Below are 22,613 nucleotides of genomic sequence, written 5' to 3' on the forward strand. Positions count from 1 at the left end.
CTCGGGCTCGCAGGTCCGAGATGACGGCGGGAGCCGCGCCCAAGGTTCTCCTGCTTCCAACCTCGGGCCCTTCCGCGGAGTTGTTTAGTGCATGGACCGTTATGAGGGGTTCCACGAGTTCGTGCGTGCTCGCCAGCAATCGCTGATGCGGACGGCGTACCTGCTCACCGGAGACACCCACCTCGCCGAGGATCTGTTGCAGACGGTCCTCACCCGCGTCGCCTCGCACTGGCCCAAGCTCGCCAAGGGCGGCAATCCCGAGGCGTACGCCCGTAAGGCCCTGGTCAACCAGAACATCTCGTAGCGCAGACGCAAGCAGGTCGAGCTGCCGGCAGCCGAGCTTCCGGAGGTCGGCCAGTCGCACGACGCGGCGACCGTGCGGCGGCTCGCCTTGCTTCACGCGCTCGCCCAGCTCACCCCGAAACAGCGGACGGTGATCGTGTTGCGCTTCTACGAAGATCGCACCGAACACGAGACCGCCCAGCTCATGGGCACGTCGCTAGGCACGGTCAAGAGCCAGACGCATTACGCGTTGTCGAAGCTGCGCGCGCTCACCCCCCAGGAGGTGGATCGATGAAGACGCTTCGCGAGGATCTGCACGAGCTGGCCGCCCACGCGCCCGACGTCGACCTGGCTCACCTGGCGATCAGGGGAGCGCGTCGCAACCGCGCGGTCCGCCTGACGCTGGCCGCCGCCGTGGTGGTCGTCGTCGGGATCGCCGGTGGCTCCGCCCTGCTTCTCCAAGAGGTACGGCCGAGGCCGCCGGTCGTTCTCACCCCGCCGGAGGTCAAGGCGGTGCCGCTGCCCGAGAAGGGGGTCGCGCCGGTGGAGCAGGCCTATCGGCTGTTCTGCCGGGGCGGATGCCGGGAGACCGGGTGGCGCATCCTGACCCGAAGCGGCGAAACCTTCCAACTGCCCGCGGGGCCTGGGCCGGTGGAGGCCACGGCTGACGGTCGCCGGATCGCCTACTACAGCGAGAAGGACCGCGGGATCATGGTGCGCGACCTGGCCAGTGGCCAGATCTGGAAGGCGCCGCTGAAGCAGCCGAAGCGGGACTTCGCGGTCGAATACACCCTGCGGATGTCACCCAACGGGTTGCGATTCATCGTCTCCGGCTGGGGTGGCCGGCGCAAGCCGAACATGCTCGTGGACGTCGAGCAGGGGACGGTGGAGCAACTGGACAGTGGCTGGTGGCCGGTGAGCGTGGCAGATGGTGACGGCCCGGTGGTGCTGGCCAAGCCGTACGACAAGACCACCCAGGTCTGGGTACGTGGCCGGAAGCCGGTCACCATCCCCACCTTCACCTACGAGTTCAGCGCTTTGAGCCCTGATGGCCGCAGGCTCGTCCGAGTGGGGCAGGTTCTGGGCCATGGGACGCCCATGGTGCGGGAAGACGGGACGATCGTCACCTTCGACGCCCTCACCGGGGGCAGTGAGCAGCGGGTGCCGGTGTCCGGCCTCCCGGGAGATCTGCGGCCGGCCAAGCTGGGCGGCTGGTTGAACGCCAAGGAGGTCACTCTGGTCGCCGTCGCGGAGTCGCCCCGGAGCGGTGGCTCGGGAGTGGCCTATGCGGTGAATGTCCTGACGGGGCAGGCCCGTGAGCTGTTCACGCTCCGCGGGGAACAGTACGCCGTGCCTGGCTTGGTGCGTTGATCCGATCCCTGCCGACCCTCCACCGTGGCGGGGGCCCGCGCCGGACCCACCGAGGGGCGCCCCCCGGCCCCAAAAAGCCCCGCGCCCGCCCCCCCCCCCCCGGGGGGGCCCACCGCCCGCTCCCGCCGTGGGCCCGCCACAGGTCCTACTTCAGGCCGTACGCGCGGTCGACGGTCTGGGTGACCGTGCCGCCCGCCTTGTCCTCAGCGTTCACCCGCAGCGAGACGAAGCCGCTGGTGGCGGCCAGGGCCGGGTGCAGGACGCTCACTCTGAAGCGGCCGTCGCCGAGCTTGCGCACCTTCTCGGCCTGACGCCAGGTGGCGCCGTCGTCGACGGAGTACTCCACCCGGGCCGAGCGTGCATCTGAAGCCGAACGCGCCGCTGGGCCGGCGGTCAGCTCGAAGGTGAAAGGCCGCCCGGAAGGGGCCCGGTTGAGCAGGTCAACCGGCAGGTCGTACCTGAGCACCAAAGCGGGCTGGAACGCGCAGGCGGGACCGAAGGAGCAGGAGGCGCCGCGCGGCTTGCCGGACGGCCCTCCCGGCGAGGTGAACCGCCAGCCGGAGGTCACCTTGGGGGACAGCGGCCGGTAGGTGGTGTCCACCGTGTCCAGCCGGTAGGCGGCGGAGCCCGCGGGCACGGTGAACGAGCGGGGGCCCCAGCCCTGCACCGGGATCTCGGTGCCGCCCGCCACGAGACGGGGAGCGGAGGAGACCGTGCTCAGCTCGCTGTAGTGGCGGGGGTCTGAGTCCAGCCACTGCTCGGCGGGCACGAACCGGTCTCCGTCCCGGCACAACGCGCACGGCACCGGCACCCCCGCCGGCGCGGTGGCCGCGCCGGGCACGAGTGGGGCCTTGAACCAGTCCTCGTCCGTACGGGCCGCCCGCGCGAACGTGTCCTGCGACCGGAGCTCCAGGCTCTGGTTGCCGACCGAGCGTGACCAGCGCACGTCGTCGCGGGCCGGGCCGTAGTACTCGGTCCGTTCGAACGGCATCGTCACCCACTGGCCGAACGACAGCTCGGCGGCACCGGCGGACGTCGTCACCAGCAGATGTCCCTGGGCGTTCGGCTGGTCGGCGTGGTAGCGGGTCTCGACGCGGACCAGGCGGTCCCGGTCCAGCTTCTCCGGCTTGCGGGGGATCTTCCCCGTCGAGTCGTACCGTAGCCGGTAGAAAGAGGGCTCCCCGGAGTACGGTGTGAGCCGCAGCGAGGTCGCCCCACGCTGGACGACGGTCCGCAGCGAGCGGCCCTGCGCCGCGTCCAGTCCGAACCGCAGGAACCTGGTGTCGGCGAAGCCCGGCAGCCGCGTCCCGGCCCCGTCGGCGTCGTAGAAGCCGATGAAACCGGCGGCGCCGCCCTGTTTGGCCAGCGCGGACGCCTCGTCCATCCGCGGAGTCGCGTCGCTGTAGGGCGTCGGGCCGGCGCCCAGCGGCACCCCCACCAGGACCAGCTTGCCGGTGAGGTCCAGGCCCTCGAAGTCCGCCGGCCTGCCCTGACCGGCGTAGACCAGGGGATAGGCGGTGGGTTTGGTGATCATCGAGCGGACCGTGTCGACCTCGTAGGACGGGTCGAGGGTGAGCCGGCCCGCCGTGGCGGCGGCCAGCACGCCGGGCTCCATCTGCCACATGTGCGACAGGCTCATCGTGCCCGCCTTGACCGACTTCACCGGCGTGGCGTACAGGTCCACGTGCCTGCCGTTCTCCGTGCTCGCCGTGATCGCGATGGGGGAGGGGCGGTCGGTGAAGGTCCGGACGTACTGGGCCTTACCCTCGGCGTCCATGGCGGCGTCCGGGGCGGCGTCCGTGGCGGTGCGCGAGGTCGGCTTGAGCGGCACGGTGTCGCGGGCGTCCAGGTCGAGGGTCTGGTCGTCCTTCAGGGTCACGTCGCGGATGACCAGGGAGGTGCGGGTCCTCATGTAGGTCTCGTTCGCGACGGCGATCACCTCGTAGTCGCCGTCCGGCAGGTACTGCTCGCCGTACCCGGTCAGGTCGAGGCGGCCGTAGTAGTACGCGTACGGATGGAAGGGGTCATCCGGGCTGTTGCTCCGCCGCAGCGGCACGATGTAGACCAGCGGCCCGAGCCGCCCGCCCTGGCCGGGACGGGAGGAGAACTCCTTGGCGCCGTACGAGTTGGTCAGCGAGATCTTCAGCAGGTGGGTGTCCGGGCCGGTGTAGTAGCTGAAGGGCGTGGCCAGACGGGCGTCGCCCGCGGTCGCGGTGACCCAGCCGCCGTAGGCGCCCTCGAGGCCGAGGGCCGGGTTCACGGTGAGGTCGACGGTGGCGGTGCCGTTCGCGGGGACGGTGACGGTCTCCGCGCCCAGGCGGATCGCGCCCGCCGGGCTGGGGCCGCCGCTCCAGGCGCGGGTGTCGGCCTTCAGCGCGAGCGTGACGGGCGCGGCGCCGGTGTTGCGGTACGTGACCTTCTTGGTGACGCTGCCCTTGTCCCGTTCGAGGCGGAGGAAGTCGACGACCGGGTCGGCGAAGACGCTCTGGGTGACCGCGCGCCCGAGGTCCAGCCGGCCGCCGCCCTCCTCGAACCAGTTGTGCTCCGCGTTGCGCGCCGAGGTGGAGACGAGGGCGGCGCTCAGCTCGTCGGCGTCCCAGTCGGGATGCTGCTGGGCCAGCACCGCCGCGGCGCCCGCGACGTGCGGCGTGGCCATCGAGGTGCCGCTGAAGGAGGTGTAGTGGTCGTTGCCCGGGATGGACGGCTGGCCCGAGGCGCCGGACCGGGCGGCGACGATGCTGACGCCGGGGGCCACGATGTTCGGCTTGACCGCGGCGTCGTCGAGGCGGGGGCCGATGCTGGAGAAGGGGGCCAGGGTCGTACCGGTGACCTTGTCCACCGCGCCGACCGCGAGCGCCTTGTCGGCGGCGGCGGGGACGCTCACCGTCTGGGGCTCGCCCTCGTTGCCCGCGGCGGCGACGAACAGCGTGCCGTACTTCTTCGTCAGCTCGTTGACCGCCTGGCTCGTCGGGTCCGTACCGTCTCCGCAGCACACGCCGAGGCTCATGTTCACCACGTCGGCGCCCTGGGCCGAGGCCCATTCCATGCCCGCGATCAGCCAGGACAGCTCGCCGTAGCCGTAGTCGTCGAGCACCTTGCCGACGAGCAGCGACGCGGCGGGCGCGACTCCCCGGTACTTGCCGCCGGAGGCCGCGCCGGAGCCGGCGATGGTCGAGGCGACATGGGTGCCGTGGCCGACCACGTCGGTGGTGTCCGGGGTGGTGGAGAAGTTCTCGGTGGCGACGATGCGGCCGGCGAAGTCGGGGTGCCCGGCGTCGATGCCGGTGTCGAGGACCGCCACCTTGGTGCCGGCGCCGTCGAGGCCCTTCTGCCACGCCGTGGGGGCGCCGATGAGCGGGACGCTCTGGTCGAGGGACGCCTTGACGCGGCGGTCGAGCCAGATCTTGGAGATGCCGCTCTTGAGCGCGGTGCCCGGCTGGAGCGCCGACCACAGCTTGCCGGACTCGGCGGTCCGCACCGTCACGGCCGCGCCGTGGATGATGTCGAGCGTCCGGGTGCGCTCGGTGCCGGGCAGGGTCGCGGCGGCCTTCGCGACGGAGGCGCCGCTGTACGTGATGATCAGCGGGATCGCCTTGGCGCGGTGCTCCCGTACGAGCGTCTCGACGTCGAACAGCTCCTCGTCGAGGGTGCCTGCGGCCACCAGGTCGGCGGCGTCGGACGGCATGACCAGGGTGCCTCCGTCGCGGTGGGGCAGCGTGGCGAACGTCACCGTCGAGCCGTCGGGCCGGGGCGCGGCCCGGGTGGCTAATTTCGGCGGCTCGCCGTTCTCGCCCGGCGTGAAGTCGACGACGTCGCCGGTGATCAGGGTGACGGTGCTGGGCTCTGTCGTAGGGGCGGTGTCGGTCGTGGTGGGCGGGGTCGCCGAGCTGGGTGTGGCGGTGGTGCTGAGCACGAGTGCCATACCGGTGAACACCGCGGCGATGCGGTTGTGGAACAAAGGGGAGGTCCTCCAGTACCTGGCTTTTGGGAGCGCTCCCAAATGGCGCGCCTTTCTTGGTGATCTTTATATCGCGCGCCGCTGCCGCCGAGCCGCCGGGCCTCTTTCACGGAGCCGCCGCCCCGCCGGTGGAGGCGGGGCGGCGGTCCGTTCCGCCCGCAGGAAGGCGGAAGGGGGAAAGGCTGTGCTCAGGCGATCGAGATCCTGTCCAGGTTGGGGCCGCCGCCGGCCGTGGTCGAGGTCGCCCGGATCACGTTGGCCCCCGCGTTGAGCGGGACGGTCACCGTGGCGGTGCTCCAGGTCGTCCACGCGCCGGTGGCCGGGAAGGCCAGCTCGTCGGAGGTCAGGACGCCGTTGACCGTGATGTCCATCGGCCGGTTGGACGTGGTGCCGTTCGCGAAGCGCAGGACCACCGTGGCGTTGCCCGCCTGGGCGGCCGTCACCGCGAACTCGACGTAGCTGCCGACCAGGTTGTCATAGTTCACGAACCCGGTGCCGGTGAAGCCCGCGTGGTTGGACTCGACCACGCCCTGGGAGATCGTCGCGCTCTCCGCCTGGTACTCCGTGGGGGCGGGCCCGGCCGCCTCCGTGTCGAGGTAGTCGAGGTTCGGGCCGCCGCCGGCCGTGGTGGAGGTGGCGCGTACGGCGTTCGCCCCCGCGTTGAACGGCGCGGTCACCGTCACGGACCGCCAGGTGGTCCAGTCCCCGGTCGGCGGGAACGGGAACTCGTCGGCGACCAGCACGCCGTTGACCGTGATGTCCATCGGCCGGTTGGTCGTGGTGCCGTTGGCGTAGCGGAACGTCAGCGTGGTGCTGCCCGCCTGCGTCGCCGGCGCGCTCCACTCCACGTAGCTGCCGACCAGGTTGTCACCGTTGACGAAGCCGGTGCCGCTGAAGCCCGCGTGGTTGGACTCCACGACACCCTGGGAGATCGTGGCGTCCTCCGCCTCCAGGAACTCGGTGCCGGGATTGCCCGGCGTACAGCTCTCGGTGGAGCCGGTGGCACTGACGCGCAGGGCGCCACCGGCGGTGTTCTGGCTGTTCTGGACGCAGTAGCCGGTGATCGTCTGGAAGACCATGTCGTTCGGGCTGTTGCTGCCCCGCTCGGCCGTGAACCGGTCGAAGGTCACCGTGCTGCCCGTGTTGGCGATCACCGCGGGCCGGCAGTCGTTGGAGTTGAACTGGACCGAGCTGTCGACGAACTTGATGTCGTGTGCGTTGTGGATGTACCACCCGTACGCCGGCCGGGTGCCGATGCTGTTGGGGTTGTAGTTGGTCGGGTCGTTGCTCGGCACGCCGGTGCCCACGCAGCCGTTGCCGCCGGGGACGGTCAGGTCGACGTTGGTGAACGTGACGTTGCGGATCCGGTTGCTGGTGTTCGACTCGCCCCACAGGGTGGCGGTGAAGTTGTTGCCGCTCTGGCCGGAGGAGGTGACGTTCTCGTACGTGATGTTCTCGATCCGGCCGACGCCCGGACTGTTGCCGCATCGTCTGCGGGTGCCGATCTTCTCGGTGATCGCCGCCCGTACGTTGGTCATCGTGATGTCCTTGTAGTGGACGTCGGAGATGACCGTGCCGTCCATCGACACCATGCCGAGACCCGACTTGTTCGAGCCGTTGATCGAGATGCGCTCGAAGTGGTAGCCGGTGAAGTTGCCGCAGGTCTCCGAGCCGAACATCAGCGCGTTGCAGCACACCGCCGAGAGCTGGGCGTCGGTGACGGTGACGTTCCCGTTCGCGTAGGTCTGGCCGAGTGCCCAGTCGCTCTTGAAGACGAGGGCGTCGTCGTTGGCCGCGATGTTCGGGCGGCGGATCGTGACGTTCTGGGCGCTGATGACGTTCCAGCCGTCACGGTCGCTGGCGGTGTCGATCCGCAGGTCGTCCGAGGTGATGTTGTTGCAGGCGTTGGTGAGCATCGCGAAGTGGCCACCGCGCCGCAGGCGGATGCCGCTGACCGTCAGCCCGTCGCACCGGGTGAGCGAGATGATCTTGTCCGCTTCGCCGGAGTTGGGGTTGCCGGTGATGAGGTTGCCGCCGCCGTCGATGGTGCCCGTCCCGACGAACCCGATGTTGGTGAGGCGGTCGCCATAGATCATCGCGTTGTGGAAGTGGCTGTGCCCGTAGTCCTGGTAGTTGTCGTTCGGGTTCGACTCCGGCGCGTCGTAGTCGTCGTTGGACGCGCCCATGATGGTGGAGCCGGCGTCGAGCTGGAGGGTGACGTTGCTCTTCATGTGGATGGTGTTGGCGGACTTGTAGGTGCCGGACGGGAACTGCACGGTCCCGCCGCCGGCGCTGTTGGCCGCCGTGATGGCCGAGTTGATGGCGGAGGTGTCGTTCGTGGAGCCGTTGCCGGTGGCTCCGTAGTCCTTGACGTTGAACACCGCCAGCGCCCCCGCGGACTGGGCGGGGATGACGATCGAGAACATCGCCAGAACGACGGCGGCAACCCACGCGGCTGCTCTTGGTAAGGCGGATTCGCTCATGGGGGGTGTGCTCCTGCCTAACAGTCGGTTGCAGACCTGACGCTCAAGCTAGGCGCAAAGGTCGGATGTGACAAGGGATAGGATTTGGAAACATCCAGATCGAGGGGTTATCGGACAAAAGACATCGGGTCTCTAGGCGCCGAAATCACTGCAACCGATTCTGGTGTTCTGGCGTTTGCCTCCTCCTACTACGCTGAGGCCCATGATTCGCCGCGCCACCGTTGACGACGTCCCCGCGATGCTCCAGCTCGTGCACGAGCTGGCCACGTACGAGAAGGCTTCGCACGAGGTGCGGGCGACCGAGGAGCAGTTGTGCGAGGTGCTCTTCGGCGCTGAGCCCGCCGTGTTCGCGCATGTCGTCGAACACGACGGTGAGGTGGCCGGGTTCGCGATCTGGTTCCTCAGCTTCTCGACCTGGCGGGGGACGCACGGGATCTATCTGGAGGATCTGTACGTCCGTCCCGAGATGCGCGGGTCCGGCTACGGCAAGGCGCTGCTGGCCGAGCTGGCCGCGATCTGCGCCGAGCGCGGTTACCACCGGCTCGAATGGTCGGTGCTCGACTGGAACGAACCGGCCATCGGGTTCTACCGCAAGCTCGGCGCCGTACCTCTCGACGAGTGGACGAGGTTCAGACTGACCGACGAGCCGCTCAAGCGCCTGGCCGAGCACCGCTAGCCCTCTCTGCCGCTCGGTTGTCTCTCGGCTCGGGGGCTGGCTTTCTCTCGGCATGGGACCGCAGGCCGCTTCGGTGAGAGGCGGCCTGCGGTCGTTTCGTGCCGTGTGTCCAGCTCGCGTTACGTGCCCGCGTGCGTCCGCTGGCGCACGCCGCCGGACGCGCGGTCGAACATCTCGACCTTCGCTTCCTCGTCGATCTCCATGTGCGTCTCCTCGATGCGGAGCGCGACGCCCAGAGCGATGAACGTGGGCGCCCACTGGCCGACGAAGATCCCCCAGCGATCCGCCCGCGCGAGGCTGGCCTTCTCCAGGTTCCTCGACATCAGCCAGGACGTGATGGACGCACCGATCGACGCGACACCGGCCATGTACATGTGACTGGACCTGATGCCCATCTTGTGGAGCATTTTGATCATGATTCCCCCTTTGTTCTGGTCCTGTTACCCAAGGTCAGGAGGGGTAATCGCGCTCCTTCAGCGTCGGGCAGGCTTCGCTCAGGTCTCGGTGAGACCAAGTAGCCGCGATATGTCGGTGGCGGCTGCGATAGTGGGGTCGTGCATCACTCCTCTCTCCTCCTGCCTTGCCACGTCCGCGAGCTGCCCGGCGACGCCATCGAGCTGATGCCCATCGTGCTGCCCATGACCTTGACCAGCTCTCAGCGCCGCCAACTCGCCGAAATCCTGCTGGCCGGGCTCGATGAGCCCGAAGCGTCCCCCGCCGTCCTCCCCACCCGCCGCGGCCACTTCGTCCACGTGGCCACGTGACCTCCGTCCCGATGCTTTTTTCCCTTCTTTTACGGCACCGCCGGGCTGGCGCCACCCGCCGTACAGGGTCGGTGGCCTCCAGGGAGACGGCCGCTGACCCGCACGGGGCCCGGCGCCGTTACGGCGCATCGCCGGCCGTGGCCTTCCTGAAACGCTCGCTGTGACGGAACGGACAGCGGCAACCGGCGTTGACCGCACACCTCAGCCCGTAGCCGGATCCACCTGGCCGAGACCCGGTCGGCGGGTCCGCCGCGGTCGGAAGCTGCGGATGCAGCGGGAACGGCTGCGGATGCTGAACACCCGCCACACTGCACCAGCCCCGGCAGCCCGGTGAGGGGCTGGCCGCTGGGATGCGTTGTACTGCCTGTCATGACGATCGTCCGTTCCCTGGTGTTGTTCGCCCTGGCCGCACTCGCCGAAATCGGCGGGGCCTGGCTGATCTGGCAAGGCGTCCGCGAGCAGCGCGGCCTGGCTTGGGTCGGCGCCGGCGTCATCGCCCTGGGGTTGTACGGGTTCGTCGCCACGCTGCAGCCGGATGCGAACTTCGGCCGCATCCTGGCCGCCTACGGCGGCGTCTTCGTCGCCGGATCGCTGGCCTGGGGCATGGTCGTCGACGGCTTCCGGCCCGATCGCTGGGATGTCATGGGCGCGCTGGTCTGCCTGGCCGGCGTCCTGGTGATCATGTACGCGCCGCGCGGCTGAGCCGCCTGGCGTTCTCAGAAATGAGTCATTTCTGAGAACACAAACAGCCACGACCGCCTTCGCGGGGGAGGTCACTCCCCTCCGCCTCCCTCCGGGCGCCCCTGTAGGAGGACAAGAGCGGTGCGCTGTCCGCCGGCAGGACCGCGTGCGGGACGATCTCGAATGGCTCGCTCATGCGGGGTGGCCGGGGCTGAGCTCGTCATGGAAGGCGCCCAGACGCGCGCTCGCCCACAGGACGGATGCGTCCAAGCCGGGATCACCAGATCGGGAGACTGCGGCCCGCCGGTCGTCGAGATCACCAGTCCCAGGTTGACCTCGGCCGCCACGGCGACGCCGATCGGCTTGTCACACAGCGCACAACGCAGCGGCCACTCGCCGCTCGCGATGCCTTCGGCCTGTGCGAGCAACTCGCTGACGTTCTCCTGGCTCAGCAGCACGTCTATGCCGGCGGCCACATGGTGGATCGCCAGTTCCGCGCTAACGGTTGAGGCGGTTTCTGGGCCCGGCTCTCCTGCCCCCTGTAGGTGGCCGCGGTCGCGTCCCTGGAGAGCTGGTCGACAGGGCCGGGCAGCAGAGACAACACCGACCCGATGAGGCTCGCGGCCACCAGCCGGGAGCACATGGGCGAGCGCGAAGCTGATCGCGTTCACCAGGTGCGCGCCGGGCCCAAAGCGCGGCGCATGAATTCGGGGACGCTGCGCTCCTTGGACCCGTAGTAGAACGGCATCATCACGACGCCGACGAACAGCATCGCGGGGACCGCGCCGATCCAGTAGTAGTGCATGGTCGGCATGCCGTACTCGGCGCCGTTGGCCGAGATGAAGGCGAGCCCGGTGATCCAGGCGGGCAACGATCTCCCGGAGAGCAGGAAGTCGAGGCTGCTGGAGACTCTCCTTCGCGCGGCCACCCCGACCAGCTGGACCCTCGCGAAGTAGACCAAGATCAGCGCGTAGTCGACAACACCGGCGCCGATTCTCGCCGAGATTCTCCGGCTTTCAAGGCGGTCTTGAGGACGTCGATGGCCTGGGCCATGGCGGCGCTGGTGGCCTCGGTGGCGCGGAGGGGGTTGAGCATCATGAAGTCGTGCAGCGTGCCGTTGTAGCGGACGCTGGAGGTGGGCACCCCGGCCGCGATCAGCTTGCGGGCGTAGGCCTCGCCCTCGTCACGCAGCACGTCGTTCTCGTCGACGATGATGAACGCGGGCGGCAGGCCCTCGAGGTCGGCCAGGGAGGCGCGCAGCGGCGAGGCGGTGATCTCGGCGCGCTGGGCGGGGTCGGTGGTGTAGGCGTCCCAGAACCAGGCCATCGCCTTGGCCGTCAGGTACGGCCCGTCGGCGAACTCGCGGTAGCTGTCGGTGTCCTGGCCGGCGTCGGTGACCGGGTAGTACAGGGACTGGTGCACGAAATGCACGTCACCGCGCTGCTTGGCCAGGATGGTCAGCGCCGCGGTCATGTTGCCTCCGACCGAGTCGCCCGCGACGGCCAGCCGGGAGGGGTCCAGCCCCTCCTCGGCGCCGGACTTGACGATCCACTGGGCGGTGGCGTAGGCCTGCTCGATGGCCACCGGGTAGCGGGCCTCGGGCGAGCGGTCGTACTCGACGAAGACGACGGCCGCGCCCGCGCCGACGGCGAGCTCGCGCACGAGCCGGTCGTGGGTGCTCGCATTGCCGATGACCCAGCCGCCGCCGTGCACGTACAGGACGACGGGGAGCGTGCCCGTCGAGCCGACCGGCTTGACGATCCGCACCCGCACGTTGCCGACCCCGGCGGGGACGACGATCCACTTTTCGTCCACGTCCGGCTTGGCGATCGGGGCGGCCTGCAGGTCGTCGAGGACCTTGCGGGCGCCCTCGGGGCCGAGCCCGTACAGGAACGGCGGCTTCGAGGTGGCCTGCGCCAGCTCCCAGGCGGCGGGCTCGAGGATGTGCTTGTTCATGATGTGCCTTCTTTCGCTATGGATCAGCTACGTGCTTCGCGCGGCACGTAGGCGAAGGTGGGACCGGCGCCGCCGGGCAGCGCCATCAGCGCCTGCGCCTGGGCCCTGATCGTGAACATGGTGCGGGTGGCGTCCGTGAGCCGCTTCGGGTCGCCGTTGAATGCCTGCTCCAGCAGGGACAGCAGGGTGCTGTAGGTGGTGTCGAACAGATCCTGCGCCGCCCGTACGGCACTGCCCTGCGCGGCGGGCCGCGGGTTGGGTGTCATCGGGAGCACGCCGTCCGGATCGACGCCGACCTCCTCGCCGGTCGGGCCGGTGTTCGGGGTGTCGCCCCGCTGGTAACGGCGGCCGAGCTTGAGCTCCTGGAAGCGGTAGTAGTGGGCGACCTCGTCCCGCTCGGGGTGGAAGACGTCCTGGTCACCGTCCCAGACCTCGCCGTGGGCGCTGCCTTCCCCCTGCTCGACGATCTCCTTGAGCGCGCCGAGCGCGGACTCCAGGTCCTCGACGGCGAACAGCGATCCGGCAGTGTGACGGAAGCGGGCGCCGCTCACCTGCCGGGCCGGGTCGCCGCAGAAGACCACCTTCTCGCCGAGCGTGTCGCACAAGTAGCGCACCCCCTGCTCGATCGCCGCGTAGAACTGCCCGATCGTCTCGTAGCCCTCGTCCTCCGGCGGCGCGCTAGGTGCCGCCGGCTGCTCCAGGCGCAGGAACATCTCCAGCGCCTCCGCGCCGAACGGCACCAGCGACACCTCCAGATCGCTGTGCGGCAGCTTGCGCGGGTGCGGCGGCAGCATCCCCGGCATGTCCAGGCGCGGCGTGCCGCCGACGGCGTTGAGCAGGTTCGCCGCCAGCGCCAGATGCAGCATCTCCTCCACGAAGACGCCGCTCACCACCTCCACCGCCGCCGGGTTACGCTCCGGATCCAGCGAGTACAGCGCCGTCAGGTACGGCGGCAGCGTCGCGTGCTCCAGCTCGATCGCCCACTGCAGGTGCTCACGGAGGCTGTCCAGCGTGTCGATCCGAACCGGTCGTTCGTGGTTCATTCGTGTCATACCTCGGGTTGTTGGCATGGCGGATCGGACCGCCGGCCGGTGGGCCGGCGGCCTGGTTCGATCCTGGGATCAGGCAGCGATGACGGCAGCCGGTGCCGTTACGCTGCGGGTACCCCGCCGGGGTTCAGGACGGGCGTGGCGCGCGGCGGTCCTTGCGCTGGGCCAGCTCGGCCTCTTCCACCAGCGTGAACATCGGCTTGCCCGGCTCGCACAGCATGGTGACCGTGAACCGGACCGGGACATCGTCGCGATTGTTGCCGTCCTGATAGTGGATGACGTCGCCGCCCGGCTCCCAGAACGCCTCGCCGGCGCGGATCACTCGCTCGGGCTCCCCTTCCAGCTCCATCAGCATCTCGCCCTCGAGCACGACGCCGAAGGCGGGACCGGGGTGGCGATGCGGCGGCGCGCCCGGGTCTCCGGGCGGGTACTCGATGACCACGGTCATCGCGTGCGCGCCCTCGGGGATGAACGGAGGCTGCGCCTCCTGCAGCACGGTCAGCGCCGTCTGCCACGCGGTCGATCGCGGCTTGTCCATCGCCCGGCTCTACTTCGCGGTGGACTGGTCGAGCCAGGCTTTGTAGGTGATGGTGCCGAGCTGCGCGCCGTCACCGGGCACCAGCGACCGCTCGCCGAGCACGCTGCCGAAGTAGCGCGCCTGCGGGTCGGCGACGACCTCGCGGGTGTCGCCCCAGGCGGCCAGCGCCTTGCGGAAGAACTCGTCCATCTTGTACTGGGTCGGTCCGGCGATCTCGATCCGGCCGTTCAGCGGCGTCCCCACCGCGGTCCTGCCGACCGCCTGGGCCACGTCGTCGCCCGCGATCGGCTGGAACAGCACCGGCGCGATGTGCACCTTGCCGTCGACTGTGGCCTCGTCGGCGATGCCGCGGGCGAACTCGAAGAACTGGGTGGAGTGCACCAGCGAGAACGGGATGCCCGACTTCTCGATCAGCTTCTCCTGGGCGATCTTCGCCGCGAAGTAGCCGTTCTCCGGCATCCGCTCGGTCCCCACGATCGACACCGCGACGTGGTGGCCCACGCCCGCCGCCGCCTCCGCCGCCAGCAGGTTGCCCGTGGAGGTCTGGAAGAACTTCATGACGGCCTCGCGCTCGAACGAGGGCGAGTTCGACACGTCGATCACGACCTGGGCGCCCTTCAGCACATCGGCCAGGCCCTCGCCGGTCAGCGTGTTGACTCCGGTGTTCGGCGACGCGGCCACGGCCTCGTGGCCGTGCTCGCCCAGCTTCTTCACCAGCTTCGACCCGATGAGCCCGGTCCCGCCGATTACCACGATTTTCATTGTTGGCACCCTTCTGGCCTTCGGGGCGCTGTGGTGCGCCCCATTCGTCAGCTAAGACAAGGCAGCCCCCCTCAGTTGTGACAGGCGGCCTCGTGTTCGAGGACGAGCCTGGTGAGCTCGACGCGCGAGCTGATCCCCAGCTTGGTGAAGGCGTGCCAGAGGTGGGTGCCGACCGTGTGCGGCATGCCTGCACCAAGTTGGACGTCAACTCGCGAGTGGAGCTGACCCGGCTGGTCGTCGAGCACGACGGCTGAACCGCGACCCATCGGAAAAGGAGGAGACGGCCTCATGGCCTACCTGCCCATCGGCGAAGACGGCCGCAACCAGGTCGAGCTCCGCTACGAGGACTACGGCGAGGGCCGGCCCGTGGTCCTGCTGCACGACTGGCCCCTGTCCAGGCACATGTGAGCGGCACAACTGCCCGCGCTGGTGGAGGCCGGATACCGGGTGATCGCCTACGACCGCAGGGGGTTCGGCGACTCCTCCCGCACCGTGGGACGGCTATGACTACGACACCCTGGCCGGCGACCTGCGCGCGGTGCTGGAACGGCTGGACCTGGAGGAGCCCGCGCTGGTGGGTCTCGACCACTACCGCACCCAGGCCGCGGCCGCCTCGCCGCGGGCGCTCGGAGCCGGGCTGGCCACGCTGGCGCGCAGCGACCTGCGCGGCGAGGTCGCCATGGACGTGCCCGCTCTGGTCATCCATGGCGAGCACGACGAGATCGCCCCGCTGGCCGTCACCGGCGAGCTGGTCGGGGGTAGCAGCGCCCTGGAGGTCATCCAGGGCGCGCCGCACGGCTGCCAGGCCACTCACCCCCTGCGCTTCAACCGCGCGCTGCTGCGGTTCCTGGCGAGCGGTGGGTGATGGCGTTCCCCGCCCTGCCCTCAAGACTGCGGCGGCGTCCCGGAGCGCGCCGATCGCGGCTGCCCACCCGGTCGCGGTGACGAAGTGGACGCAGGCCTCGACCTTGGAGCCCATTGATCCGGCGGGGAAGGCTGGTGACCACAGTCGGCGGGATCCCGGCCGAAGGCCACGGTGGCCTCCACCGAGATCGCGGCCGGGTCGAGCAGGTGTCGCCTGGCCAGCAGACTGAGCGCGCCGTGGAGGCAGGCGGCGTATCCGGCGGCGAAGAGCTGCTCAGGGTTCGGTCCGGGGTTGTCGCCGCCGAGCTCGTCAGGCATCCGCAGCTCTAGGGAGAGGGCGCCGTCAGTGGAGAGGATCTGGTCGTTCGCTGGTATGCCCTTCAGTGCCAACGCTGGAGTTTGTCGGGGTTGAGGATGATCCATACCGCCGTGACCTCGGCTCCGGCCACGCTCACGCTGACCACCGCCACGGCCTTGCCCGCCCGCCGCAGGACGAGCCCCGTCCTGCCGTTCACCGACCCGATGGCCGGCTCGGTTTCTGGCTGGTCGATCAGCAACGCCGTGACGACCCGCGTGACCGCCTCCGCGCCGTAAGTCGGCCGTACGGCGACGCGCACCTTGCCGCCGCCATCGCTGACGGCGATCGCGTCGGCGGCCAGGACTTCCCGCAGCGCCTCGGTATCGCCCGCCTGGCAGGCCGCGGCGAACCTGCGGGCCACCCGCTCGTGCCTGGCGAGCATCGCCTGGCCGTATCCGGCCTGACCCGAGGTCGGACCGGGCACGGGCTGGGCCGGAGTCACCAGGCCGCCGAGCACGTGGTCGGGGTCGGCGAGGAGCTCCAGGCAGATGCTGCCCGCTGTCCGCGTCAGCCAGGCGCGTGGCACCGCGATGGCGGCGCGCTCCTCCTGGTCGAGGGCGTACCAGCGGCGATAGGTCTCCTGGACGACGTGGTCGGCCGTGGTGTCCGAGCCGAACATCCACAGGGCGATCTCGAGCAGGTGCTGCCGTTCGTCAAGCATCTCCGCCAGCGACTCGGCGCCCGCCTCGGTCATGGTCTGCCGCCTCCTTCGTTGTTGGCAGATAAGACCGGATAGCCCCTTACCTTGTGACAAAGCGGCTACGAGACCGCTCGAAGGCCTCGATCTTGGCCGGATTGAGGATCCACAACAGGTGGTGGATCCCCTCTCTGGAGGCCTCGATGGCGAGCAGGGCGACGCCGCTGCCGCCCCGGGTGACGAGCACGCCTGGCAGCCCGTTCATCTCGACCCACATGATGGCGGTGCCCGGCCAGAACCGCGGTGAGAACGCGGCCACGAACCTGGCCACCCGCTCATTGCCCAGCACGGGGAACTTGGCCGATCCCCTGATGCCGTTGCCGTCGGAGGAGCTGACGACGTCGGCGGCGAAGAGCTCCTCCAAGGCGCCGACATTTCCCGTCTGGGCGGCGTCGAGGAACGTCTCCAGAATGCGCCGGTGCTGGAGCCTGTCGATGGGCTCGTGGCGTACGGCGGTCAGGCGCCTGCGGGCACGGCTCACGATCTGCCTGACATTGACCGGGGTGAGCCGCAGGATCTCCGCTATCTGCGGATAGGGGTAGTCGAAGGCCTCGCGCAGGACGTAAGCGGCGCGCTCGGTGGGATTGAGCCGCTCCATCAGCAGAAGGAAGGCCAGCTCCAGCGCTTCGCCGCGTTCGGCGCCGACAGTGGGGTCCAGACTGGTGTCCACGGGTTCCGGCAGCCAGGGGCCGATGTAGGACTCGCGCCGCACGCGCGCAGACCGGGCCAGGTTGATGGCCAGCCGGGTGGTGACCAGCGCGAGGAAGGCCGGCGGGTTCGCGACTGCCTCGCGGTCGGTGTCCTGCCAGCGCAGCCACACCTCCTGGACGATGTCCTCGGCCTCTGCCGCGCTGCCCAGCATACGGTAGGCGATGCCGAACAGCCGCGGGCGCAGCTTGACGAAGGCGGACGCCGCCCGATCGAGAGCGTCCGCCTGTTCCCGGGATTCCGCGTTCATGTGCCCCACATCGATTCGCCCGTTGGCCTGGGCAGGGGTTCGTCAGCCTCGCGCGTGGTCGGCAGCGTCGAGGATAGTCGCTGTCACGGCGTCGGGCTGGGAGGCCGCGAGCGCGTGGGAGGCGCCGGCGACCTCGCGGGTGCCGCGAGCGTCCGCACGCTCGGCCATGAAGCGCAGTGCGGCGGCCGGGATGTTGAGGTCCTTGTCGCCGTGGACGAACCAGGACGGGATGGTGCGCCAGGGCGCCTCGTCGACGGCGAGCCTTTCGGACAGGGCGCGCTCGGTCACCGGCCGCTGGGTCGCGGCCATCAGCGCGGCCTCCTCGGTGTCGAGGTCGGCGCAGAACTGGCGGTGGAACTTCGCGGGGTCGATGCGGAGCTCGTTGCCGCCGGAGGCCACCGGGTAGGCCTGCAGCGCCTGGCCGAGCGTGCTGCCCTCGAACTTGCTCGACAGCAGCAGCGCGCTCTCGCCGGGCTCGGGAGCGAAGGCGGCGACGTAGACCAGGGCGCGCACGGCCGGGTTGCCCGCCGCCGCCTGGCTGATCACCATGCCGCCGTAGGAATGGCCGGCCAGGACGACAGGGCCGCCGATGCCGTTGATCACGTCGCGCAGGTAGGTGGCGTCGCCCTCCACGCTGCGCAGCGGGTTGGCCACGGCGACCGTGGTGAGCTGGTTGCTGCGCAGGCGCTGGATGACGCGGTTCCAGCTGGCCGACTCGGCGAAGGCGCCGTGGACGAGGAGGACGACGGGTGGGTTCATGGGATTGCCTTTCCGGTTGTTCACTCGTGGAAGCCGATCTCGCGGTGGGTGCCGTCGCACAGCGGTTTGTTGCCGGAGTGGCCGCAACGGCACAGCGTCATCCGGTTCCTGGTCTCCACGGGCCGGCCGTCCGACCGGGTGATGGGTATGCCGCCGGTCACCCACAGCGCGCTGGCCAGGCCGTCCTCCTCCTCCAGCACCGAGATGGCGCGCGGGAGGTCGGCTTCGATCGTCTCTCCGCCGCGTTCGAGTGCGTAGCTGTAGGAGCCGGAGGGGCAGTGATCGATGCGGCCCATGACATCGGAGCGCACGTCGCTGTCGGCGGTGTCGTCGAGCATCTTGGCGATGGGCCTGGCGCGGCCGATGCAGAAGGCGGCGTGGATGCACAGCTCGCCCACCCGCTGCGCGGAGATGCCGACGCCGTCGTGCACGTGCTGCAGCTCCTGGTAGGGCCGCATCGGGGCGGCCTCGGTGCCGTCGAAGCCGATCGCGGCGTGGGTGCCGTCGCAGAACGGCTTGGCGCCCGAATGGCCGCAGCGGCACAGCGCATAGGTCTCCTCGGTCTCCAGCGGCTCGCCGGTCTTCCAGGTGAGCGCGTTCTTCTGCTCGGCGGAGACGATCTTCCGCTTGCGCCGCAGGGGGACGCGGCCGTACACGGCGTACGGCCCGTTGCGGAGCACGACGATCCGCTGGTGGTCGCCCGCGCTCCAGCGGCGCAGCTCAGGCGGGACGTACTCGAAGGTGAGACCGCCCCGCCGCATCAGCTCCTGCGCCTGGGCCTTGAGCGCGTACATCTCCCCGGTAGCGACGGCGAGCATCCTCGGGCTGCCGTTGAAGGCCACCTCCAGCAGGTGCAGGATCGCGCAGTAGGTGTGGTTGAACTCCTCCTGCGCGGCGCGGTCCGTGGGGTTGGGCGTCATGGGGAACACCCCGGTGAGATCCACCGAGAGCTTCTCACCGGTGGGCCCGGACTCAGGGGTGTCCCCGCGCCGGTAGCGGCGGCCGAGCTTCAGCTCCATGAAGCGGTAGTAATGGGCGACCTCGTCCTGGTCACCGTCCCAGACCTCGCTGCGGGCGGTGCCCTCCCCCTGCTCGACGATCTCCTCAAGCGCGTCCAGCGCGGAGGCGAGGTCGGTGACGGCGACCAGCCTGCCGCCGGTATGGCGGAAGTGGCCGCCGCCCACCTGCCGGTCCGGGTCGCCGGAGAAGACCTCCTTCTCGCCGAGCGTGTCGCACAGGTAGCGCAACCCCTGCTCGATCGCCGCGTAGAACTGCCCGATCGTCTCGTAGCCCTCGTCCTCCGGCGGGGCTCCGGGCGGTGCGGGCTGTTCCAGGCGCAGGAACATCTCCAGCGCTTCCGGGCCGAACGGCACCAGCGACAGCTCGAGGTCGCCGTGGGGCAGCTTGCGGGGGTGAGGCGGCAGCATCTCGGGCGTGTCGAGCCGCGGGGCGCCGCCGACGGCGTTGAGCAGGTTCGCCGCCAGCGCCAGATGCAGCATCTCCTCCACGAAGACGCTGCTCAGCACCTCGACGGCCACCGGGTTGCGCTCCGGGTCGAGGGAGTACAGCGCGGTCAGGTACGGCGGCAGCGTGGCGTGCTCCAGCTCGATCGCCCACTGCAGGTGGTCGCGGAGGCTGTCGAGCGTGTCGATCCGTGGCTCAGGCAATGTCGCCACCCGGCCGCGAGCCGTCCGCCAGCACCACGACCGCGTCGCGCAGCACCCGCAGAGCGATCTCCTCGCGCTCGACGTCCGTCGGGTCGTACAGCCACTCGGTGACCGGCCGCTCCATCTCCTCCTCCGGGTGGCTGGCCTCGGCGATGATCAGCTCCTCCTCGATCTCGACGTGGAGCTCGTACAGGAACTCGTTCTCACCGTTCGGGGTGCACATGTCTCCTCCATGGGTTGTACGGCCGGCCTGCTGACCGCGTGGATCAGACGGACGGCGATCTGGCCGGTGGCGAACAGGCGGGCGAAGCGCTCGCCCTGACGGGCAGCGAGCGCGTAGGCGGGATCAGCCTGGTGGCGGCGGGCGACTACCGCGGCGACCTGGTCGGCGCGCCGCGACCACGACAGAGGCGCCCGGCCGGGCTGGTCGAGTTGCTCGAGAACCTGGAACCCGGCGCCTTCGAGCAGCGCGTCGAGCTCCCGGCAGGTGGGAAAGTGGTTGCCGTCGGGGGCCTGGAGAACCTGCGGGCCCCTGGCCACGACCACCGAGAGCCCGAGCGAGGCGCCGGGCTTGAGCACCCGGTGGATCTCCCTGAGCACCGCGGCCTTGTCCCGCACGGTGCACAGCACGCCCAGGCACCAGGCGGCGTCGGCGGTTGCCGTGCGGAGCGGGATCTCTCGCCCGTCGGCCGCGATGACCGGCAGTCCGAACAGCCGGGCGGCCGCGCGGCCGGCGGCCGACATCGGCTCGATCAGGATCGGCCGGACCCCGAACCGCTCGGCCGCCCAGGCCGCCGGCCCGCCGACTCCCGCGCCCACATCGAGCAGCCGCATCCCGGGCGCCAGCTCGCACGCCTCGGCCAGCCATGCCAGCGCCGCGGGGCTCGCGCTGCCACGGCAGGCAGCCGGTACGGCATGCCGCTTCCCGAGCAGCTCGACGGCGTCGGCGGTCCAGCCCGCGACATCGTCGAACTCGGCGACCATCGCCAACGCGGTCACAACAACTTCCCCCGTTCAGTGATGGGGCCCGATTGCCAGCTAAGACAGGACAGCCCCGGCACTTGTGACAAGATCCGGCTACTCGACGAGCTTTCCCACGGTCGAGACCTCGCGCATGAGCGCCGCGATCTCGGCGGGAATCGGCGGGATGCTCTCCCGCTCCACCGATCCGGGGCCGGACCGCACGAGGTTGACCTGCAGTGCGGGGCCACCCTCGTCGCGTACCACTCCGGCGTGCTCCGTCTCGGGGTTGGCCAGCAGGTAACTCTCCTTGAGAGTGTCGGCCGCGTGCTGCTGCCAGGTGTCCTCGGGGTCCATCGTGGCGAGGGCCGCGTCGATGCCGCCCGCCGCGAGCGAGGTGTGCGCGTCCGCCTTCGGCCGTTTGCCGACCGCGAGGACATCCACCCCGCGCTCGGCGAGTTCGAGGGCCGCCCGCAGCCCGGCCCCTCCCGTCCCGATGACCAGGACGGACGTGGCGATTCTGTTCTCTGATGCGCGCATGGTGCTCCTTCAGCTACGTGCCGCCCAGATGGCGACGGCGACCAGCGCGACGCAGGCGGCGGCGATCAGCGCGATCACGGCGGCCACCCCGATCAACGGCGCCGCGAGCGGCGACAACACGACGGCGCCGACGTACCCTGCCACGGCAGTGCGGGGGATGACGGAGTCCGCGTCGACCAGCGCGTGCACCGCCCAGAGCAGGATGAGATACACCCCGACCGGGATGGCGACCGCGTAGCCGATCGCCATCGACGATGCCGCCACCTGGCGCCCGCTCTGCTCCACAGCCACCTCGAGCCCGGCGCCAAGAGCCGCCAGCGCGGCGAAGATGCCGAAATGGCCGTACCCCCACCAGTACGACCGATGACGCCGGTCGCTGAGCCCCTCCCCTGCCTCGACCAGGAAGTACAGCCACCACAGGGCGAACAGCAGGACGAGACCGGATCCGGCGATGACGACGAGGGGACCCGCTTCGAGCGCCCCTTCAACCCCTCTGCTCGCGGCCAGGACGCTCTCGCCCAGCAGGATGATCGTGAACAGGCCGTAGCGCTCGGCGATGTGGTGCGGGTGCCAGGTGGTTGCCCTGACCCGCTCCGCCCACCACGGCACCGCCAGCTCCAGGACGACCAGGCAGGCGAAGAACGGCAGCTGGAGTGACGCTGGCAGGAGGCCCGCCTCCACGAGAGCGAGCCGGAGCAACCAGCCCAACTCGACCAGCCCTATGCCCGCGGCGTAGCGGAGCCCCGTACGGCGGCTCGCCGGGTCTTCGAACGCGGCCCTCAGCCATTGGGATACAAGCCCGATCCTCATGATGAGGTAGCCCAGAGTGATGATCCCGTAGTCGGAGTGGCCGACCGCGGCGGGCACGCCGGCGGCGAGGACCAGTACCCCCGCCATCTGCACCATGGTCAGCAGCCGGTAGAGGACGTCGTCGGTGTCGTAGGACGAGGCGAACCAGGTGAAGTTCATCCACGCCCACCAGATCGCGAAGAACACCTGAAGGAAGGGGACCAGCCCGGTCAGGCCATGACCTTCAGCGATGGCGTGCGCAAACTGCGCCGTGATGGCCGCGACCGCGACCACGAAGGTGAGATCGAAGAGGAGCTCGAGCTGGCTCGACGCGCGATGCGGCTCGTCGATGGGCCGCGAGCTCATCCTGACCCGGATCCGGATGGTGGTCCTGGTTGAGGGCACGCTCACGCTCCTGTCGCTCTTGCGGCGTCCGGTTCGCCCAAAAAGACCGGACGGCGTCGCGATCTGTGACAGATCGTCGCGGTGGTTGTCACAAGC

25 protein-coding genes are annotated in these 22,613 nt (G+C 69.9%); 7 read left to right on the forward strand and 18 right to left on the reverse strand.

What is annotated here, in order from left to right:
- Window positions 1-91 precede the first annotated feature (91 nt).
- The 3 genes from LDL49_RS01520 to LDL49_RS01530 are packed head-to-tail and all read left to right on the forward strand — an operon-like array spanning window position 92 to window position 1,653.
- A complete protein-coding gene (locus tag LDL49_RS01520) occupies window positions 92-304 on the forward strand; it encodes a sigma factor (protein ID WP_225289028.1) in 213 nt (70 codons plus the stop codon).
- 21 nt (window positions 305-325) lie between these two features.
- Entirely contained in the window at window positions 326-577 is a 252-nt protein-coding gene (locus LDL49_RS01525; RefSeq protein WP_263654535.1) for a sigma-70 family RNA polymerase sigma factor, read from the forward strand.
- Window positions 574-1,653, forward strand: a complete 1,080-nt coding sequence (locus LDL49_RS01530; protein ID WP_225289030.1) for a WD40 repeat domain-containing protein — start codon at window positions 574-576, stop codon at window positions 1,651-1,653. The genes LDL49_RS01525 and LDL49_RS01530 overlap by 4 nt, the downstream gene beginning before the upstream one ends.
- Before the next feature lie 145 nt (window positions 1,654-1,798).
- Here the strand turns inward: LDL49_RS01530 and LDL49_RS01535 are convergent, their stop codons facing one another.
- Window positions 1,799-5,611, reverse strand: coding sequence for a S8 family serine peptidase (locus LDL49_RS01535; protein WP_225289031.1), 3,813 nt, complete (start codon window positions 5,609-5,611; stop codon window positions 1,799-1,801).
- A 188-nt stretch (window positions 5,612-5,799) separates the two neighbouring features.
- Complete coding sequence (locus tag LDL49_RS01540; protein ID WP_225289032.1) at window positions 5,800-8,094, reverse strand: glycosyl hydrolase family 28 protein; 2,295 nt, start codon at window positions 8,092-8,094, stop codon at window positions 5,800-5,802.
- Between the two features lie 202 nt (window positions 8,095-8,296).
- Between LDL49_RS01540 and LDL49_RS01545 the strand changes: the two genes are divergently transcribed.
- Window positions 8,297-8,770 (forward strand): GNAT family N-acetyltransferase, encoded by a 474-nt coding sequence (locus LDL49_RS01545; RefSeq protein ID WP_225289033.1) that lies wholly within the window; start codon window positions 8,297-8,299, stop codon window positions 8,768-8,770.
- Window positions 8,771-8,889: 119 nt separating this feature from the next.
- Here LDL49_RS01545 and LDL49_RS01550 read toward each other — a convergent pair whose 3' ends face one another.
- The gene (locus LDL49_RS01550) at window positions 8,890-9,186 is read right to left on the reverse strand and encodes a hypothetical protein (protein WP_225289034.1); all 297 of its coding nucleotides are present in this window, start codon (window positions 9,184-9,186) and stop codon (window positions 8,890-8,892) included.
- Between the two features lie 138 nt (window positions 9,187-9,324).
- Here LDL49_RS01550 and LDL49_RS01555 point away from each other — a divergent pair, with 138 nt between their 5' ends.
- Window positions 9,325-9,534 carry a hypothetical protein gene (locus LDL49_RS01555; protein ID WP_225289035.1) on the forward strand — a complete coding sequence of 70 codons (210 nt, stop codon included), beginning with the start codon at window positions 9,325-9,327 and terminating at the stop codon, window positions 9,532-9,534.
- A 369-nt stretch (window positions 9,535-9,903) separates the two neighbouring features.
- Entirely contained in the window at window positions 9,904-10,236 is a 333-nt protein-coding gene (locus LDL49_RS01560; protein ID WP_225289036.1) for a YnfA family protein, read from the forward strand.
- A 71-nt stretch (window positions 10,237-10,307) separates the two neighbouring features.
- Here the strand turns inward: LDL49_RS01560 and LDL49_RS01565 are convergent, their stop codons facing one another.
- From LDL49_RS01565 to LDL49_RS01590, 6 genes are all read right to left on the reverse strand, one after another.
- Window positions 10,308-10,691 carry a hypothetical protein gene (locus LDL49_RS01565; RefSeq protein ID WP_225289037.1) on the reverse strand — a complete coding sequence of 128 codons (384 nt, stop codon included), beginning with the start codon at window positions 10,689-10,691 and terminating at the stop codon, window positions 10,308-10,310.
- Window positions 10,692-10,882: 191 nt separating this feature from the next.
- Complete coding sequence (locus tag LDL49_RS01570) at window positions 10,883-11,176, reverse strand: hypothetical protein (RefSeq protein ID WP_225289038.1); 294 nt, start codon at window positions 11,174-11,176, stop codon at window positions 10,883-10,885.
- Window positions 11,177-11,178: 2 nt separating this feature from the next.
- Entirely contained in the window at window positions 11,179-12,171 is a 993-nt protein-coding gene (locus LDL49_RS01575) for an alpha/beta hydrolase (RefSeq protein ID WP_225289039.1), read from the reverse strand.
- A 23-nt stretch (window positions 12,172-12,194) separates the two neighbouring features.
- Complete coding sequence (locus tag LDL49_RS01580; RefSeq protein ID WP_225289040.1) at window positions 12,195-13,214, reverse strand: ferritin-like domain-containing protein; 1,020 nt, start codon at window positions 13,212-13,214, stop codon at window positions 12,195-12,197.
- Between the two features lie 133 nt (window positions 13,215-13,347).
- Window positions 13,348-13,758, reverse strand: a complete 411-nt coding sequence (locus LDL49_RS01585; protein WP_225289041.1) for a cupin domain-containing protein — start codon at window positions 13,756-13,758, stop codon at window positions 13,348-13,350.
- A 9-nt stretch (window positions 13,759-13,767) separates the two neighbouring features.
- Window positions 13,768-14,520: an SDR family oxidoreductase gene (locus tag LDL49_RS01590; RefSeq protein WP_225289042.1), complete on the reverse strand. Its 753-nt coding sequence runs from the start codon at window positions 14,518-14,520 to the stop codon at window positions 13,768-13,770.
- 538 nt (window positions 14,521-15,058) lie between these two features.
- Here LDL49_RS01590 and LDL49_RS01595 point away from each other — a divergent pair.
- Complete coding sequence (locus tag LDL49_RS01595) at window positions 15,059-15,385, forward strand: alpha/beta fold hydrolase (RefSeq protein ID WP_225289043.1); 327 nt, start codon at window positions 15,059-15,061, stop codon at window positions 15,383-15,385.
- A gap of 20 nt (window positions 15,386-15,405) precedes the next feature.
- Here the strand turns inward: LDL49_RS01595 and LDL49_RS01600 are convergent, their stop codons facing one another.
- From LDL49_RS01600 to LDL49_RS01640, 9 genes are all read right to left on the reverse strand, one after another.
- Window positions 15,406-15,807, reverse strand: coding sequence for an OsmC family protein (locus tag LDL49_RS01600; protein WP_308016050.1), 402 nt, complete (start codon window positions 15,805-15,807; stop codon window positions 15,406-15,408).
- Window positions 15,765-16,436, reverse strand: coding sequence for a sigma-70 family RNA polymerase sigma factor family protein (locus LDL49_RS01605; RefSeq protein WP_225289044.1), 672 nt, complete (start codon window positions 16,434-16,436; stop codon window positions 15,765-15,767). Before LDL49_RS01605 ends, LDL49_RS01600 begins: the two co-directional genes overlap by 43 nt.
- A 46-nt stretch (window positions 16,437-16,482) precedes the next feature.
- Entirely contained in the window at window positions 16,483-17,397 is a 915-nt protein-coding gene (locus LDL49_RS01610) for an RNA polymerase sigma-70 factor (RefSeq protein ID WP_225289045.1), read from the reverse strand.
- A gap of 42 nt (window positions 17,398-17,439) precedes the next feature.
- Window positions 17,440-18,156, reverse strand: a complete 717-nt coding sequence (locus LDL49_RS01615) for an alpha/beta fold hydrolase (protein WP_225289046.1) — start codon at window positions 18,154-18,156, stop codon at window positions 17,440-17,442.
- 20 nt (window positions 18,157-18,176) lie between these two features.
- A complete protein-coding gene (locus LDL49_RS01620; protein ID WP_225289047.1) occupies window positions 18,177-19,823 on the reverse strand; it encodes a ferritin-like domain-containing protein in 1,647 nt (548 codons plus the stop codon).
- The gene (locus LDL49_RS01625) at window positions 19,816-20,046 is read right to left on the reverse strand and encodes a hypothetical protein (protein WP_225289048.1); all 231 of its coding nucleotides are present in this window, start codon (window positions 20,044-20,046) and stop codon (window positions 19,816-19,818) included. Before LDL49_RS01625 ends, LDL49_RS01620 begins: the two co-directional genes overlap by 8 nt.
- Window positions 19,980-20,822: a class I SAM-dependent methyltransferase gene (locus LDL49_RS01630; protein ID WP_225289049.1), complete on the reverse strand. Its 843-nt coding sequence runs from the start codon at window positions 20,820-20,822 to the stop codon at window positions 19,980-19,982. Before LDL49_RS01630 ends, LDL49_RS01625 begins: the two co-directional genes overlap by 67 nt.
- 78 nt (window positions 20,823-20,900) lie before the next feature.
- Window positions 20,901-21,323, reverse strand: a complete 423-nt coding sequence (locus LDL49_RS01635; RefSeq protein WP_225289050.1) for an FAD-dependent oxidoreductase — start codon at window positions 21,321-21,323, stop codon at window positions 20,901-20,903.
- A gap of 9 nt (window positions 21,324-21,332) precedes the next feature.
- A complete protein-coding gene (locus tag LDL49_RS01640; protein ID WP_225289051.1) occupies window positions 21,333-22,517 on the reverse strand; it encodes a low temperature requirement protein A in 1,185 nt (394 codons plus the stop codon).
- Window positions 22,518-22,613: the final 96 nt, after the last annotated feature.

Origin of the sequence: Nonomuraea aurantiaca (assembly GCF_020215705.1) — a bacterium.
In the GTDB taxonomy this organism is placed as follows: domain Bacteria; phylum Actinomycetota; class Actinomycetes; order Streptosporangiales; family Streptosporangiaceae; genus Nonomuraea; species Nonomuraea aurantiaca.